This window comes from Streptomyces sp. NBC_01244, assembly GCF_035987325.1.
Classification (GTDB): Bacteria; Actinomycetota; Actinomycetes; order Streptomycetales; family Streptomycetaceae; genus Streptomyces.
In genome coordinates this window covers 6,098,854-6,114,295 of sequence record NZ_CP108488.1, presented here as the reverse complement: position 1 = coordinate 6,114,295, position 15,442 = coordinate 6,098,854, and the positions used below count along the sequence as shown (strand labels likewise).

General features: G+C 71.8%; 13 protein-coding genes. 3 read left to right on the top strand and 10 right to left on the bottom strand.

Annotated elements, in window-relative coordinates:
- Window positions 1-11: 11 nt before the first annotated feature.
- Window positions 12-731, top strand: a complete 720-nt coding sequence (locus OG247_RS27715) for a PspA/IM30 family protein (RefSeq protein WP_327254772.1) — start codon at window positions 12-14, stop codon at window positions 729-731.
- A gap of 138 nt (window positions 732-869) precedes the next feature.
- Here OG247_RS27715 and OG247_RS27710 read toward each other — a convergent pair whose 3' ends face one another.
- The 8 genes from OG247_RS27710 to OG247_RS27675 all read right to left on the bottom strand — a co-directional run bounded on the left by OG247_RS27710 (window position 870) and on the right by OG247_RS27675 (window position 10,925).
- A complete protein-coding gene (locus OG247_RS27710) occupies window positions 870-3,470 on the bottom strand; it encodes a SpoIIE family protein phosphatase (RefSeq protein ID WP_327257649.1) in 2,601 nt (866 codons plus the stop codon).
- Between the two features lie 185 nt (window positions 3,471-3,655).
- Complete coding sequence (locus OG247_RS27705) at window positions 3,656-4,084, bottom strand: ATP-binding protein (protein ID WP_327254771.1); 429 nt, start codon at window positions 4,082-4,084, stop codon at window positions 3,656-3,658.
- A gap of 167 nt (window positions 4,085-4,251) precedes the next feature.
- Complete coding sequence (locus OG247_RS27700) at window positions 4,252-4,731, bottom strand: (deoxy)nucleoside triphosphate pyrophosphohydrolase (RefSeq protein WP_327254770.1); 480 nt, start codon at window positions 4,729-4,731, stop codon at window positions 4,252-4,254.
- Between the two features lie 41 nt (window positions 4,732-4,772).
- Entirely contained in the window at window positions 4,773-4,976 is a 204-nt protein-coding gene (locus tag OG247_RS27695) for an SPOR domain-containing protein (protein ID WP_254382854.1), read from the bottom strand.
- Between the two features lie 160 nt (window positions 4,977-5,136).
- Window positions 5,137-6,822: a purine-cytosine permease family protein gene (locus OG247_RS27690; RefSeq protein WP_327254769.1), complete on the bottom strand. Its 1,686-nt coding sequence runs from the start codon at window positions 6,820-6,822 to the stop codon at window positions 5,137-5,139.
- 398 nt (window positions 6,823-7,220) lie between these two features.
- The gene (locus tag OG247_RS27685) at window positions 7,221-7,973 is read right to left on the bottom strand and encodes a GntR family transcriptional regulator (RefSeq protein WP_327254768.1); all 753 of its coding nucleotides are present in this window, start codon (window positions 7,971-7,973) and stop codon (window positions 7,221-7,223) included.
- Window positions 7,974-8,090: 117 nt separating this feature from the next.
- Complete coding sequence (locus OG247_RS27680; protein ID WP_327254767.1) at window positions 8,091-9,245, bottom strand: DUF4190 domain-containing protein; 1,155 nt, start codon at window positions 9,243-9,245, stop codon at window positions 8,091-8,093.
- A 105-nt stretch (window positions 9,246-9,350) separates the two neighbouring features.
- On the bottom strand, window positions 9,351-10,925 hold the full coding sequence (locus OG247_RS27675) for a S8 family peptidase (protein WP_327254766.1): 1,575 nt from the start codon (window positions 10,923-10,925) through the stop codon (window positions 9,351-9,353).
- A gap of 221 nt (window positions 10,926-11,146) precedes the next feature.
- Between OG247_RS27675 and OG247_RS27670 the strand changes: the two genes are divergently transcribed.
- On the top strand, window positions 11,147-12,268 hold the full coding sequence (locus tag OG247_RS27670) for a pyridoxal-phosphate dependent enzyme (protein ID WP_327254765.1): 1,122 nt from the start codon (window positions 11,147-11,149) through the stop codon (window positions 12,266-12,268).
- A 112-nt stretch (window positions 12,269-12,380) separates the two neighbouring features.
- Window positions 12,381-13,271, top strand: a complete 891-nt coding sequence (locus OG247_RS27665; protein ID WP_327254764.1) for an EamA family transporter — start codon at window positions 12,381-12,383, stop codon at window positions 13,269-13,271.
- A 15-nt stretch (window positions 13,272-13,286) separates the two neighbouring features.
- Here the strand turns inward: OG247_RS27665 and OG247_RS27660 are convergent, their stop codons facing one another.
- Both OG247_RS27660 and OG247_RS27655 read right to left on the bottom strand, forming a co-directional pair.
- Complete coding sequence (locus OG247_RS27660) at window positions 13,287-14,174, bottom strand: trypsin-like serine peptidase (RefSeq protein WP_327254763.1); 888 nt, start codon at window positions 14,172-14,174, stop codon at window positions 13,287-13,289.
- Complete coding sequence (locus tag OG247_RS27655) at window positions 14,090-15,292, bottom strand: alpha/beta hydrolase (protein WP_442813420.1); 1,203 nt, start codon at window positions 15,290-15,292, stop codon at window positions 14,090-14,092. The genes OG247_RS27660 and OG247_RS27655 overlap by 85 nt, the downstream gene beginning before the upstream one ends.
- Between the last annotated feature and the right edge of the window lie 150 nt (window positions 15,293-15,442).

The following is a 15,442-nucleotide window of genomic DNA, read 5'->3' as shown; positions in this document are numbered from 1 at the left end:
AGACACCGCACATGAGCAAGCAGAGCATCCTCGGCCGCGTCACCCAGCTCGCCAAGGCCAACATCAACTCCCTGCTGGACCAGGCGGAGGACCCGCAGAAGATGCTGGACCAGCTCATCCGCGACTACACGAACAACATCTCCGAGGCGGAGCAGGCCGTCGCCACCACCATCGGCAATCTGCGGATGCTGGAGGCGGACCACAAGGAGGACGTGGACGCGGCCGCGGAGTGGGGCGGCAAGGCCCTCGCGGCGAGCAAGAAGGCCGACGAGCTGCGGACGTCCGGGTCGGCCGCCGACGCCGACAAGTTCGACAACCTCGCGAAGGTCGCCCTCGGCCGCCAGATGCAGTCGGAGAAGGAGGCGACCACGGCCGCGCCGACGATCGCCGCCCAGACCGAGGTGGTGGACAAGCTGAAGTCGGGCCTGGACTCGATGAAGACCAAGCTGACGGAGCTGACGGCGAAGCGCGACGAGCTGGTCTCGCGGGCCAAGACCGCGCAGGCGCAGAACACGATGATGGACGCGGTCAAGAACATCGACGTGATGGACCCGACCAGTGACATCACCCGCTTCGAGGAGAAGGTCCGCCGCGAGGAGGCCATGGCCCTGGGCAAGCAGGAGCTGGCCGCCTCCTCCCTGGACGCCCAGTTCGAGTCGCTGGACGACCTCGGCAAGACCTCGGAGATCGAGGCCCGGCTGGCCGCCCTGAAGACCGGCAAAGCCGCCTGACCGAACTGCCGGTGCGGGCCGCTCCGCCTGCCGGGGGCGGCCCGTACGCGTGTGTCACCAGGGGCTGCGGACCCTGACGCCGAGGGCCCGGACCTCCTACCCGTACGTACTCACCCGGCCCGGCTCACCCGGCCCCGCTCACCCGTACATGCTCAGCAGTTGCTCCGCCGACAGTTCCGTCACCGATTCCGCCACCGCGCCCGGGAGCGGGAGCTCGAACCAGACCGTCTTGCCCCGGTGGGTGCGGCGGGTGCCCCAGCCCGCGGAGAGCAGGCCGACCAGCTGCAGGCCGCGGCCGCCCTCGTCGGTGTCCCGAGCCCGGCGGCGGCGGGGCTGGACCAGGTTGGCGTCCCAGACCTCGCAGACCAGGGTCCGGTCCAGCAGGAGGCGCAGCCGGATCTCGCCCTCGCCGTAGCGCAGGGCGTTCGTCACGAGCTCGCTCACCAGGAGTTCGGTGGTGTCGAGCAGTCCCTCCAGACCCCACGCGGGCAGCTTCGCCCGGGCCAGCTCGCGGGCCCGGCCCACCGAGCGTGCCTCGCGCGGGAGCTGCCAGTCGCCGACCGCGTCCACCGGAAGGCCCTGGACCCGGGCCATCAGCAGCGCGATGTCGTCCTCGCCGTGCCGGGTGTCCAGGGTGTTCAGGACGTGGTCGCAGACCTCCTCCAGGGGGCGCGACGGGTCGGCCAGCGCGTCCCGAAGACCGCGCAGGCCCTCCTCCAGCGGGTGCGTCCGTGATTCGACGAGGCCGTCGGTGTAGAGCGCGAGCAGTGCTCCCTCGGGGAGTTCGACCTCGACCTCCTCGAAGGGTTCCCCGCCGACGCCCAGCGGCATCCCGGTCGGGATCTCCAGGAGCAGTCCGGGGCGGGGCGTACCGCCCTCCTCCACCGGTTCGACCAGCACCGGCGGCATGTGGCCGGCGTTGGCGATGGTGCAGCGCCGGGTGACCGGGTCGTAGACGGCGTAGACGCACGTAGCGAGGTACACCTCGGAGCGGTCGGCGTCCCGGGAGTACAGCGCGGCCCGGGAGGCCTGCTGGGAGCCGCCGGGTGCGCCGAGGCCCCGGGCGATCTCGTCCAGCGCGGTCAGCACCTCCGCCGGTTCCAGGTCCAGCAGCGCGAGGGTCCGTACGGCGGTGCGCAGTTCGCCCATGGCGACGGCGGCCCGCAGTCCGCGGCCCATGACGTCGCCGACGACCAGCGCCGTACGGTGCCCGGGCAACTCGATGACGTCGAACCAGTCGCCACCGACCTCGGTGGCGGCATTGCCCGGCAGGTAGCGGCAGGCGATGTCGAGTCCGGCGGCCTCCGGGTCGCCCGGGGGCAGCAGGCTGCGCTGGAGTATCAGCGCGCGCTCGTGTTCGCGCCGGTAGAGCCGCGCGTTGTCGATGCAGACGGCGGCGCGCGCGGCGAGCTCCACCGCGACCGCCCGGTCGCGTTCGCCGAAGGGCTCGCTGCCCTTGGTGCGGGAGAACTGCGCGAGCCCGACCACCGTGTCGTGCGCGACCAGCGGCACCACGAGCGTGGACTGCACGAGGTCCCCGGACTCGGGTCCGCCGCCCTCCACCAGCCGCGGCCGCGCCGTGCGCAGGGCGAAGGCCCCCGGGGAACCGGCCGGGTACCGGTGCACCTCCCCTACGGAGACCAGCGCGCCCGGACCGGACAGCGGCGCGTCCGACACGGCCGAGGAGAAGGCCACCCGCCGCAGGGGCGCCGAGGGCGCGCGTCCGGGCCCGTAGCCGGGCAGGCTGGGCACGCCGGGGCCCTGCGGGCGGGCGGGGCGGTCGTCGTCGCCGAGCAGCAGCCCCTGGTAGAGGTCGACCGCGGCCAGGTCGCAGAAGCCGGGGACGGTGACGTCGAGGAGTTCGCGGGCGGTGGTCTCCAGGTCGAGGGAGTTGCCGATGCGGTGTCCGGCCTCGTTGAGCAGGGCCAGGTTGCGCCGGACCCCGGCGGCCTCGCGGGCGGCGAGGTGGCGGCGGGTCACGTCGATGCCGATGCCGGCGACCCCGATGGGGCGGCCGGTGCCGCCGTGGACCCGGTAGAGGTTGATGGACCAGTGGCGGTTGTCCCGGCTGCCGGGGGCGGCGCCGGTGATCTGGAGGTCGTTGACCGAGTCGCCGGTTTCCAGGACCCTGCGCAGGGCCTCGGCCATCCGGTCGGCCTCGTGCGCGGGCAGGTAGTCGTGGACGGTGCGGCCGCGGTGCTCCTCGGCGGCGCCGCCGAAGACGGTCGCGAAGCGGCGGTTGGCCCGCTGCACGGTGAGGTCCGTACCGAAGAGCAGGAATCCGAAGGGAGATTGACCGAATATCGCCTGCGAGGCGGCCAGATCGGATTCGATCCGGCGCAGCGCGCGTACGTCGACCACGACGCAGAGCGCGGCCCGCTCGGCGGTTTCGGTCTGGGTCGGCATCACATAGATCTCGGCCACCCCGTGCGCACCGTCGCCGCCGGGGATCCGGAAGGGGATCAGACCCGTCCATTCCTTGCCGTCGAGAATCTCGGCCACCCTGCGGTGTGCGCCGGCGCGCAGCTCCGGGGGCATGAAGGCGTCGACGGGGTCACGGCCGACGGCCTCGGCCGCGGTCAGCCCGAAGAGTTCCTCGGCGCGCAGACTCCACTGGTCGATCAGCCCGTCGGGCCCGATCGAGAAGGAAGCGACCTTTATGTAGTCATATATCGAGCCAGGCGGGCTGCTGTGCCACAGGGAGTCGCGCCAGGTCTCCCCGGACGCTTTCCCGGGCACACGGGCCTGATGTGCCTGTACAGGTATCTCGCTCACGCGACCGTCCCCTCCAGCTCACCGCAACCGGACCGGCCATGACCGAAGTATTCAGCACCACGGCGCTCTACGACACGGCCTTCGCGATCACAAAAAGATCCCGTTGTTTTCCAGCCAAGCTTTGTGATCGTCGGCTGCCCCTCACCTTGTTACTCACCAGGAAGAGCCAATTCGAACCACACGGTCTTGCCCGACTTCCCGTGACGGGTCCCCCAGCGCTGTGCGGAGACGGCCACGAGGTGGAGTCCGCGGCCCCCTTCGTCGTCGGGTGCGGCGACGCGCTCGCGGGGTGGATCCGGAAGCGGATCCGAAACCTCCACGAGAAGTGCCGGACCCGACGGAGCGTCCCGGGCGGCTGGATTGCGCCGTACGAGACGGACTCCGATGGGTCCTGAGGCGTACCGCAGGGAGTTGGTGACCAGCTCGCTGACCAGCAGTACGGTGACGTCGCCGACGGAGTCGAGACCCCAGTCGCGAAGAGTGCCGCGCACCGCGTGGCGGGCGGTGCGGACGGCACCCGGTTCGGCGGGAAAGGCCCATTCGGCGCATTCACCGTCTGTGTCGATCACGCCGATCACTTCCCGGGCCGGCTGGCGACCCCAGTCCGGTTCGACAGGGAGAACAGAACCTCGAGTACAAGTACGAGATAGGGATTAATAGCGACATACCCGATATTCACGGCGTCGTACCACTCGAGTCCCCACGGACCGGCGCACTGTGGCGCAGACGGCCTAGCGCGTGCGCGTCACGCGCCCCCGCGGCCCCCGCGAACCCCGTCGTGTGCGTCGGCGTGGGAGTCGGCGTGGGCGTGGGCTCGGGCTTCGGCGTCCGCACCGGCGCTCAGCCTGCGGCCGGCCTCGGCGACGGCCGGGCGGTCCTGGTCGAGCCAGTCCACCGAGTCCAGCTCCTCGGGCCGCAGCCAGCGCAGCTCGTCGTGGTCCTCCAGCGGGCGCGGATCGCCCGAGAGCAGCCGGGCCGTCCACACGTGCAGGACGAGGCCGGGCTTCAGCGGCCACTCCCCCGGGATCCGCTCCAGCGCCTCGGTCTCCACGCCGAGCTCCTCGCGCAGCTCCCGTACGAGCGCCTCGGGTACGGATTCGCCCGGCTCGGCCTTGCCGCCCGGGAGCTCCCAGCGGCCGGCGAGCTCCGGGGGCGCGCTCCGGCGGGCGGCCAGCAGGCGCCCCTCATGACAAAGGGCTCCGCCCACGACCACTCGTACAGTCATGGGCGGAGCCTATGGCAGCGGCGACGGGTGCGCCGCACTGCTCAGTTCCTCGTGCCGGTCCGGCCTGCGGTGCTGTCCTGGCCGAGCCGCTCGATCCAGTAGAGCTGCTTGTGCCCTCTGCTTTCGAGGCTGTCGGCGACCTTCTGGGCCTCGGCCCGGGTGGAGTACCGGCCCACCCGGTAGCGGTTGCCGTTGTCGTCCTCACGTATGACCAGCCACGGGAGCAGGGCACCGCTGTCGTTCATCGCGTTTCACCCTCCGCCGACGTACCTGCCCGGGAAACCGCATTGCGCATATGCCCGAGCGTACGCCCGACCTTTACTCAGCGGATACGGTTTTTCACGAAGAGGTACCTCGCAGGCGTACGCATCCGGCCATGCGTACGAGTGGGCCGTGCGCGCCGGTTCAGAGCCCGCGCACGGTCGGCAGCGGCAGGATTACGGCGCCGCCCGCGTTCTCCTTCCTGCAGACGTCCCCGCAGGTCGCGTCGAGGGAACAACAGAGCGAGCAGATCGGGCCGGAGACGACGGGGCAGTCGGCGATGTCCGGGAGCTCGTACGCGGACTCGCAGACGGCGCAGAGGTGCGTGGCGGTGACGTCTTCGACGGCCACGTCCGGGCCGTTGACCGTGTTCGGCCTGGCCAGGTAGTACTTCCCCTTCGTCGCCCAGGCGATCAGCGGGCAGAGGACGAGCGCGAGTCCGGCCGCGATGAAGGTGGAGAAGGCCTCGGCATATGTCCCGAAAAGGCCGAAGAAGCCGAGGATCGAGACGGTGGAAGCGATCACCATCGAGCCGAAACCGGCCGGGTTGACCGAGTAGAGGTAGGCCCGCTTGAACTCGATGTACGGCGGGCTGAGCCCGAGCCGCTTGTTGATCACGAGGTCGGCGGCGACGGCGACGATCCAGGCGATGCCGACGTTGGAGTAGAAGCCCAGCAGCTTGCCGAGCATCGAGAACATGTCGAGCTCCATCAGCGTCAGCGCGATGCCGAGGTTGAGGAAGATGTACCAGACGCGACCGGGGTGGCGGTGGGTCACCCGGGAGAAGAAGTTCGACCAGGACAGCGAGCCGCTGTAGGCGTTCGTGACGTTGATCTTGATCTGGGACACGATGACGAACAGGGCGGCGACGGGCAGCGCGAGACCGCCGAGCCAAGGGCGCAGCGCCTCCAGCTGCGGGGCGATCGGCTCCAGCGCGTGGGTCTTGCCGACGGCTTCCAGGGCGACGAAGGCGAGGAAGGCCCCGCCGAGCTGCTTGGCGGCGCCGATGATCACCCAGCCGGGGCCGGCGGCGAGTACGGCGACGTTCCAGCGGCGGCTGTTGGCCGGGGTCTTGGCGGGCATGAACCGCAGGTAGTCGGCCTGCTCGCCGATCTGCGCGATGAGCGAGAGCGCGATGCCGGTACCGAAACCGAAGCCGATCCAGGAGAAGCCGGACCCGGCTCCCTCCGTACCGCCGAAGTGCGCGAAGGCGCCCCAGGCGTCGGGGGCCTCGAAGGCGAGCACCAGGAAGGGCAGGACCAGCCCGATCAGCCAGATCGGCTGGGTCCAGGCCTGCACCTTGGCGAGGGCGCCCATCCCCTTGAAGACGATCGGGATGACGATGAGCGTGGTGATCAGGTACCCGATCTCCACCGGCAGGCCGACGGCCTGGTGCATGGCCTGCGCCATGATCGAGCCCTCGAGCGCGAAGAAGATGAAGGTGAAGGAGGCGTAGATGAGGGAGGTGAGGGTGGAACCGAAGTACCCGAACCCCGCGCCCCGGGTGACCAGGTCCATGTCCAGGCCGTACTTCGCGCAGGCACGGGCGATGGGGATGCCGGTCAGGAAGATGACGGCGGCGGCCGCCAGGATCGCGGCGGCCCCGCTGGTGAAGCCGTAGGCGAAGACGATGGAGGCGCCGATGGCGAAGTCGGCGAGGTAGGCGATGCCGCCGAGCGCGGTGCCGGCGACGGTGCCGGGGCCCCAGCGGCGGAAGGAGTGGGGCGCGTACCTGAGCGAGTAGTCCTCGCGGCTCTCGTCGGCGGCGAGCTTCGCGTAGCTCCGGCGGGGTGGCGCGGGGGCCGGGGCGGTGGTGACGGTATCGGTCATACCGCCGGAAGGTAGGCCGCTTCCGTGACGGCCCGTCACCCTTGGGCATTGCCCGGCGGTTACGCCCCCGGACCCGGCGTGACGGCGGGGTTACACCCCGCGGACCCCCTGTCCGCCTTCCGGAACCTCACCGCCGGGCTCCCGCCGATGCGTTCCGGCTCGCCGCCGTTGCGGGGGCCAGCCCCCGCGCCCCCGCTCCTCAAACGCCGGAGGGGCTGGATTTTCGCCGGCGTCAGCCTGCACGTGCCCGCAGCTCAGCTCTCCGAATTCAGCCCCTCCGGCGTTTGAGGAGCGGGGGTCCGGGGGCTGGTCCCCGGGAGCGGCGCCGCACGGGGCCCGGACCCGGCACCCGGCACTCCGCACGGCAGCGCGCCGCGCGGGGGCCGGGCCGCCCGGGTTCACCTCACCGGCAGGTGGTACGCCAGGCGGTAGCGGTCGGCCGGGACGATGACGTCGGCGGTTTCGACGGCGCGGCCGGACGCGAAGTACGTGCGGCCGATCACCAGCACCACATGCCCCGGCACCCCGCCGAGCTGCATGTTCTCCTCCGCCAGCCCCGGCCGCGCACCGACCTCCTCGACCACGTTGTCCACGACCACGTCGATCGCGGCCATCCGGTCCACCACCCCGGACCCGCCCAGCGGCCCCTCCTCCGGCAGCATCACCGGGCTCCGGCCGGTCACCGCGAGCGGCTCCCAGGAGGTCGACAGCATCATCGCCTCGCCCGCGTCGCGGTAGACGTACCGCGTCCGCATCACCCGCTCGCCCGGCTCGATGCCGAGCCGTTTCGCGATGTCCGCCGGGGCGGCGGCCTGTTCGCTGCTGGAGTCCCAGGTGCCGCGCGCACCCGCCTCCGCCTGCTCCTGCCGGAAAGGGGTCGAGACCCCGCCGGTGCGGTAGCCGGAGCGGGCGACGCGCCGCGGGACCGGCTGCTCGCGCACGTACGTGCCGGATCCGGACCGGCCCTCGACCAGGCCCTCCGCCATGAGGACCTTGCGCGCCTCCAGGGCCACCGTGTCGGAGACCCCGTACTCCTCACGGATCCGGGCCTGCGAAGGGAGCCGGGCGTGCGGAGGCAGGGACCCATCGACGATCTTCCGTCGCAGATCCCCGGCGACGCGCAGATAGGCCGGCTGCTCGCCGAAAGTCACAGGCCACTCCCATCAGGTTGACAGACAGCTACAGCCTGGCAACCGACGGTTGTCCATCGCAAGCAAAGGCCAGAGTTTCACCCGAAGTGATGAAGCCAGGTCACTCAAACCCACCCGTCACACGGGCACCATCGTCGCCTGCTCCACGGACGGCGCCCGGCTCGGCGCACCCGAGCCGTCACCCTGCGGCTCCTCCAGCCACTCCGGCACCGTCGTCGACAGACCGTACGCCCCGCGCAGCGCCTTCTCCGTCGCGACCGGCAGCTCCTCGAGCGCCTGGTCCCAGGCCTTCACGAACCCGTCCCCGGTCGTCGCCTCCGCGGCCCGCCGCCACTGCCGCCGCGCCGCCTCCACCCGGTCCCCCTGCACTCCCGCCGGCCCGGCCACCCGCGGCCGCGCCTTCGCCGTGTCCAGCATCCGCGCCTCCGCGGCCAGCACCTCGTCCATCTCCCGCGCCCAGGCCCGGTACTCCTCCAGCGCCTCGTCCACGTCCTCGTCGGGCGCGTGGCCCAGCGCCAGATCGGCCTCGTTCATCGCGTGCAGGAAGGCCACCTGGTCCGGTTCCAGCATTCCGGCATCCTTGCGCAGACTGCCCCGCTGCTCCTGCTCCGCCGTGCCGATCACGCACACCAGCCGCCGCTCCCCGTCCTCCCACGTCGCGCGCGAGGGCGCGAAGTAGAACATCTCCGCGTACGGGGGCAGTGCCCAGGTGTCCATCGCGTACGCGTCCTGGGCGCGCCAGCACTCCCGGGCCGTCGACTCCTTCAGCTCCTCCTCGCCGGGGAACCGCGGCCCGCTCAGCGAGTGCGCGAGGGTGACCTCGGCGTCGTGGACCTCCGTACAGGCGATCCGGTACACGAAGGGGTCCTCGGCGAGCAGGTCCCCGCCGGGGACGTTGAAGCAGCTTCCGACGCCCAGCTCCGCGAAGTCGGTCAGCTCGCCCTCGACGTCCTCGTAGGGCTCGGCCGCGCCCATCGCGCGGGCCCGCTCGAAGAAGGTGTCCGCGGCCCGCCCGGTGGCGAAGACCAGGACTCCGGACAGCAGGACCGACACCGCCAGCCCGCAGACGGCGAGCCCCTTGCCCCGCTCGCCCTTCTTCGCGATCTGCACGAGGGCCACGACCCCGAAGACGATGCCCAGCGGTGGGAAGCAGAGCAGCCCGACGAGCAGGGAGGCGAGCGCGAAGCCGTTGAGCAGGGGCGGCCCGTACCCGTACCCCTGCGGGGGCGGGGCGGGCCAGAGGTGCGGGGGCGGCGGGGGCTGGGTGCTCACGGGGCTCCAGAAGCGGGCGAACGAATGCGCGAATGGTACGCAGCGGGGGCAACCGTCGAAACGGTCGCCCCCGCCGGGTTCATCGCGTCCCTGACCTCGTCAGGGTCAGAACTGGAGCGCCCAGGAGTCGATCTTTCCGGTGTCGATGTTCGCGTTGTCGTTGACCCGGAGCTTCCACACTCCGTTGGCCACCTCGGAGGAGGCGTTGACCGTGACGGACTTGATGATGTTGTCCGCGCTGCCGCCGCTGCGGTTGTGCAGGTTGTACAGGGTGCCGTCGGGGGCGACGAGGTCGACCTTCAGGTCACCGATGTAGGTGTGCTTGATGTCGACCGAGACGCTCAGCGTGGCCGGGGCGTTGCCGGAGATCCCACTGACGGTGATCGGCGAGTCGACGGTGGAGTTGTCGGCGATCGCGTAGTCGTTCGGGTTCTCGAAGCGGGTGCCCGGGTTGGGCGGGGTGGTACCGGTGCCGACGCGGAGCAGGCGGTTCGGGGAGCCGGTGCCGGGGCTGGTCACCACGTTCGGGGTCGAGGCGGCGACGAGGCCCGCGGAGATCTGGGCCGGGGTGCTGCCCGGGTTGTCCGCGAGGTAGAGGGCGGCCGCGCCCGCGACGTGCGGAGAGGCCATCGAGGTGCCCGAGATGGTGTTGGTGGCCGTGTCGCCCGTGCCCCACGAGGAGGTGATCGAGGAGCCCGGCGCGAAGAGGTCCAGGACGGTGCCGAAGTTGGAGTAGCTGGCCTTGGCGTCCGTGTTGGTGGTGGCGCCCACCGTGATCGCCTCGGCGACGCGCGCCGGGGACTTGGTGGAGGCGTTGGCCGTCTCGTTGCCCGCCGCGACGGCGTAGGTGATGCCGCTGGCTATGGAGTTGCGCACGGCGGTGTCGAGCGCGGAGTCCGCGCCTCCGCCGAGCGACATGTTCGCCACGGCCGGCTTGACGGCGTTCTGGGTCACCCAGTCGATGCCGGCGACGACCTGGGCCGTCGTGCCCGAGCCCTGGTTGTTGAGCACGCGGACGCCGACGATCTTCGCCTTCTTGGCCACGCCGTACGAGGTGCCCGCGACGGTGCCGGCGACGTGGGTGCCGTGGCCGTGGCCGTCCTGGGCGGTGTTGTCGTTGTCGATGGCGTCGTAGCCGTCGGAGGCGCGGCCGCCGAAGTCCTGGTGCGTCTTGCGGACGCCCGTGTCGATGATGTACGCCGTCACACCCTCGCCGGCCTTGTCCGGGTAGGTGTAGCTCTGGTTCAGCGGGAGCGCCGCCTGGTCGATCCGGTCCAGGCCCCAGGAGGGCGGGTTGGGCTGGGTGGCGTCGACGGTGAACACCCGGTTCTGCACGACGGACTTGACCGCGGGGTCGGCGGCGAGCTTCTTGGCCTGCGCCTCGGAGACCTCGACGGAGTAGCCGTTGAGGGCCGCGCTGTAGGTCCGGTCGATCCTCGCGCCGTACCGCTTGGCCACGGCCTTGCCGCTGGCGGCGGTGGAGCGGGCGGCGGAGTCGTTCAGGGTCACGATGTAGCTGCCGGAGACGGTGCCCTGCGCACCGGCGTTCTCGATGACGCCCTGCGGGGCGAGCGGGGCGGCCGAGGCGGGTAAGGCGAGGGCCGCTCCGAGAGCGAGGGCCAGGGTGGCGGTCGCTCCGATGCCGGTGATCTTCCGGCGGGTGTGACGCGTCGCGGACATCTGAGGGGTCCTCCTCATAAGTGGTGCGCTGCGGGGGGGTGCGCGGTCGTCGGACCTGTCGCCAGGGCATGGTTTTTAGCCATGCCCATGACAAGCAATTCGGCTCAACGATGCGCCGCTGACGAAAGGTTGACCCACGGAGTCGCTCCACCACAAGAGGACAACGAACGCGTAACATCCGTGCCATACCTCAGCCATGAACGAGCAAAGGCTCACCGCACATGACGCACGCACTACCCGGCTACGTCTGCGCCGAAGACGGCACCCGCGCCGACGCGCGGACGGCGCCCTGGTGCTGCCCGGTCTGCGGCGGCCCGTGGGACCTCGACTTCGCCCCCGACCCGGCCGCCGTGCTGGATCCCGCGGCCGGCCCCCACTCGCTGTGGCGCTACGGCCCCGCACTGCCGCTGACCGGCGCCTTCGCCGTCACGCTGGCGGAGGGGAACACCCCGCTGGTGCCGCTGGCGGAGCGGGTGCACGCCAAGCTCGACTTCCTGATGCCCACGCTGTCGTTCAAGGACCGCGGCGCGGTGATGCTCGCGGAGCTGGCGCGCCGGCTGGGGCCGCGGCGGGTGGTGGCGGACAGCAGCGGCAACGCCGGGACGGCCTTCGCGGCCTACTGCGCGCGGGCCGGACTGGACTGCGAGGTCTTCGTGCCGGAGGGCACCTCGGCGAAGAAGACGGAACAGATGCGCGCACACGGCGCGACGGTGACGGTGGTGCCGGGCGGCCGCGAGGCGGCGGCGGTGGCGGCCCGCGAAGCGGCCGACCTGCCGGGGGTGTTCTACGCCAGTCACGTCTTCAACCCGTACTTCCTGCACGGCACCAAGACGTACGTCTACGAGATCTGGGAGGCGCTGGGCGGCCACCTGCCCGAGGTGATCGTCGTCCCCGTCGGCAACGGCACCCTGCTGCTCGGGGCCGCGCTGGCAGTGGAGGAGCTGGCCCTGCGCGGGGTCCGGCCGCCGACGCTGATCGCCGTCCAGTCGGCGGCCGTCGCCCCGCTGGCCGCCGCCTTCCGCGCGGGCGCCGAGGACGCCGCCGCCGTGCCCCAACTCCCCACCCTGGCCGAGGGGATCGCGATCCCGGCTCCGCCGCGTGCCCGCCAGATCCTGGCGGCCGTCCGCAAGTCCGGCGGGACCTTCCTGACCGTCACCGACGACCGCGTCCGCGCGGCCCAGCTCGACCTGGCCCGGCGCGGCCTCTTCGTGGAACCCACGGCCGCGGCCTGCTGGGCCGCGGTCGGCCCCACCGCCCCCGACGACCCCCTCCAGGGCCGCACCGCGGTCGTCCCGCTCTGCGGCGCGGGCGCCAAGACGGGACTGGCGGCGCCGGCGGCCTGAACGGGACGGCCCCGGGCGTCCCCCGGGGCGGCCTCCGGCCCGGAGGCCGCCTCGAGGGCCCGGTCCGGGACCTCCGGATCGTTGCAGAGGCCAACGACATAGGCTCCGCGTCATGCTCACGCCAACGGCCCGTGTCTGGATCGCCCTCGCCCTCGTGTACGTCGTCTGGGGTTCGACCTACCTCGGCATCCGGATCGTCGTCGAGACCATGCCCCCGTTCCTCTCCGCCGGGGCCCGCTTCATCACCGCCGGGCTCCTCCTGGCCGGCATCGTCGCCTGGCGCGACGGCCCGGCCGCGCTCAAGGCCACCGGCGCCCAGCTGCGCTCCGCCGTCCTGGTCGGGCTGCTGCTGGTCCTCGGCGGCAACGGCCTCGTCGTCCTCGCCGAGACCTCGATCCCCTCCGGGCTCGCCGCCCTGCTGGTGGCCGCCGTCCCCATGTGGCTGGTCGTCCTGCGCGCCGGCTCCGGAGACCGTCCCTCCCCCCGCACCCTGGCCGGGGTCCTGCTGGGCCTCGGTGGGCTCGCCGTCCTGACCAGCCCGGGGCTCGGCGGGGAGATCGCGCTCGGCGGGGTGCTCCTGGTGCTGGCCGGCTCGGTGTGCTGGTCGCTCGGCTCCTTCTCGGGCTCGAAGCTGACCCTGCCCGCGAACCCCTTCACCGGCAGCGCGTACCAGATGCTCGCGGGCGGGACCGGCGGGATCCTCGTCGGCCTGAGCCGCGGCGAACAGCACGGGCTGGACCTCACCTCGTACTCCACCGCGTCCTGGCTGGCCCTCGGCTACCTCGTGCTGTTCGGCTCGCTCGTCGGTTTCACCGCGTACGTGTGGCTGCTGCGCGCGGCTCCGCTCTCGCTGGTGGCCACGTACGCCTACGTCAATCCGGTCGTGGCCGTCGCCCTGGGCCGACTCATCCTCGACGAGGCCCTGACCTGGCCGATCCTGCTCGGTGGCGCGATCGTCGTGGCGGCGGTGTGCGTGATCGTGAGCACGGAGCGCCGCGGCTGAGGGGCCGGCAGGACCTCAGTCCCCGGCCTTCGCCGCCCGCTCGTAGAGGGCCTTCGCCCGGTCGTCGAACAGCGCGGCCGTGGAGTCCACGTCGGTGTCCCCGCCGCTCAGCACCCCGATGAGCTGCCCCGGCCGCCCCGGCCCACCGCGGTCGGCGATCCACGGGCTGCCGCTCGTCCCCGTCCAGAACCCCGCGCAGTTGATGTAGAGCATGTCGGGGTCGTCCTCGTCGTGCCGGCTCTGCGTCGTACAGGCGACGGGCTTGTTCTCGGGGTTGTGCTCGGACTCCGGATAGCCGACGACGGTCACGTCCCGCTCGTAGCCGGAGGTCCAGACGGGCTTCGGGGCCTCCCCGCGGCCGACGACCTCCTGCAGGCTGCGCCCCTCCGCATCCGGTTCGACGCTGAGGAAGGCGAAGTCGGCGGTGTCCTCGCCCCACTTGCTCCAGCGCTCGTCGACCTGGACGGAACGCACCTTCCACAGCCCGAGGGGCCGCTGCCCGGAGCCCTCGCCGGAGAAGGCGGGGGCGAAGGAGAGCTCGCCGATGGCCAGCCCGTCGTGCGCGGCCTCGCCCGGCCGGCCGTCCTCGCCCGCGGGGGCCACGCAGTGCGCGGCGGTGGCGACGACATTGCCCTGCGGGCTGTCGACGACGCTGGCCGTGCACCAGTGCTCGCCGCCCGCCATGAGGACGCCGACGGTGGGGAAGGGGAGCGCCGCGCGGTCCTCGTAACCGCCGGAGTCGACGAACACCACGGCGAGCAGCGCGGCGACCCCCGCGAGGGCGGCCGAGCCGATCCCGATCCCCTTGATGCCGGGGCTCACCGCGAGGCGGCGCCGCTCGCGCCGCCGCTCGGGGCCGGCCGGGGCTTCGGGGTGGGTGCGGACATCACCTTGCTGATCCACTCCAGCGCACCCTCCCTCATCCCGCGTACGTACGACTTCCCGTTGTGCTCACCATCCTGGATCACTTGCAGCTTGGCGTGCACGGGGCCCTTGCCGTAGTCCTCGATGAACCGCTCGGCCTTCTCCCGGCCGGTTTCCTTGGTGCCGATCTGGAAGTTGACGTAGATCTCGGGACCGCCCGCCGCGATCAGCTTCGCGGCGAGCTTCTCCGGGTTGTTCTCGTCCATGGCCCGCGTGTTTCCCTGCCACAGCGGGGAGTCGGGGGCGGTGTCGACCCCGCTCGCGATGGCCGCCTTGAAGCGGTCGGGGTACTTCAGGACGTGCTTGAGGGCTCCGAAACCGCCCGATGAGGAGCCCATGAAGGCCCAGCCGTCGCGGGAGGTGAACGTCCGGAAATTGGCCTTCGCGAAATCCGGGACGTCCTCGGCCATCCAGGTGCCCATCTTGGGCTGGCCGGGGATGTCGGAGCCGTCGAAGTGGTGCTTGGTGTCGGCGTTGATCACCGGCATGATCAGGATGAAGGGCAGGCTCTTGCCGGACTTCGCCCCGTCGCTCACGGCCTGCTGGAGGCCGAGGCCGGGGCCCGTCCCCCAGTAGTTCGTGGGGTAGCCGCGGCCGCCGGGCAGGGAGATCAGGACCGGGAAGGCGCTGTCGGCGTACGCCGGGTCGTCGTACTGCTTCGGCACCCACACCCACACGTCGCCCTTGAACCCGGACTTCTCGCCCGTCAGGGTGGTCTTGGCGATCTGGGTGCCGTCCGGCAGCCGGGAGGTCCGGACGAACGAGGCCTTCGGCCCGGTCGGCATGAGCACGCCGGGCTGGGCGTGCGAGGCGGCGGAGACCGCGGGCCGGGGCTTCTCGAAGGAGACGGGATCGCCTATGTCCGAGAAGAGGTCGTAGTGGTACGCGGCCGCCCCGCCGCCCGCCAGGAGGGTGAGCCCGAGGCCCCCGCTGATCAGGATCAGGCGCAGCCGCCGCGTGGGGCGGCGGCCCCCGGTCGCGGCGGCGTGGTTCCCGGTCGCGGCGGCGTGGTTCCCGGTCGCGGCGGCGCCGCCTTCGGCCGCCGGACCCGCGCTCTCGGTCGTGGCGGCGGCTTCACCCTGCAGGTCTTGGTGCACGGCTCGTTCCCGTTCCTTCTCCGGCGCCCTCCGGGAGCGCGGGTTGGACCGTTTGGTCCCCCTTACATCCCTAACAGAGGTATGAACGACCGGATGGGTTGCCTGGGACGGGTGGACGTGGCGAGCGCCACGTGGGGGAAGCGCGCCGTA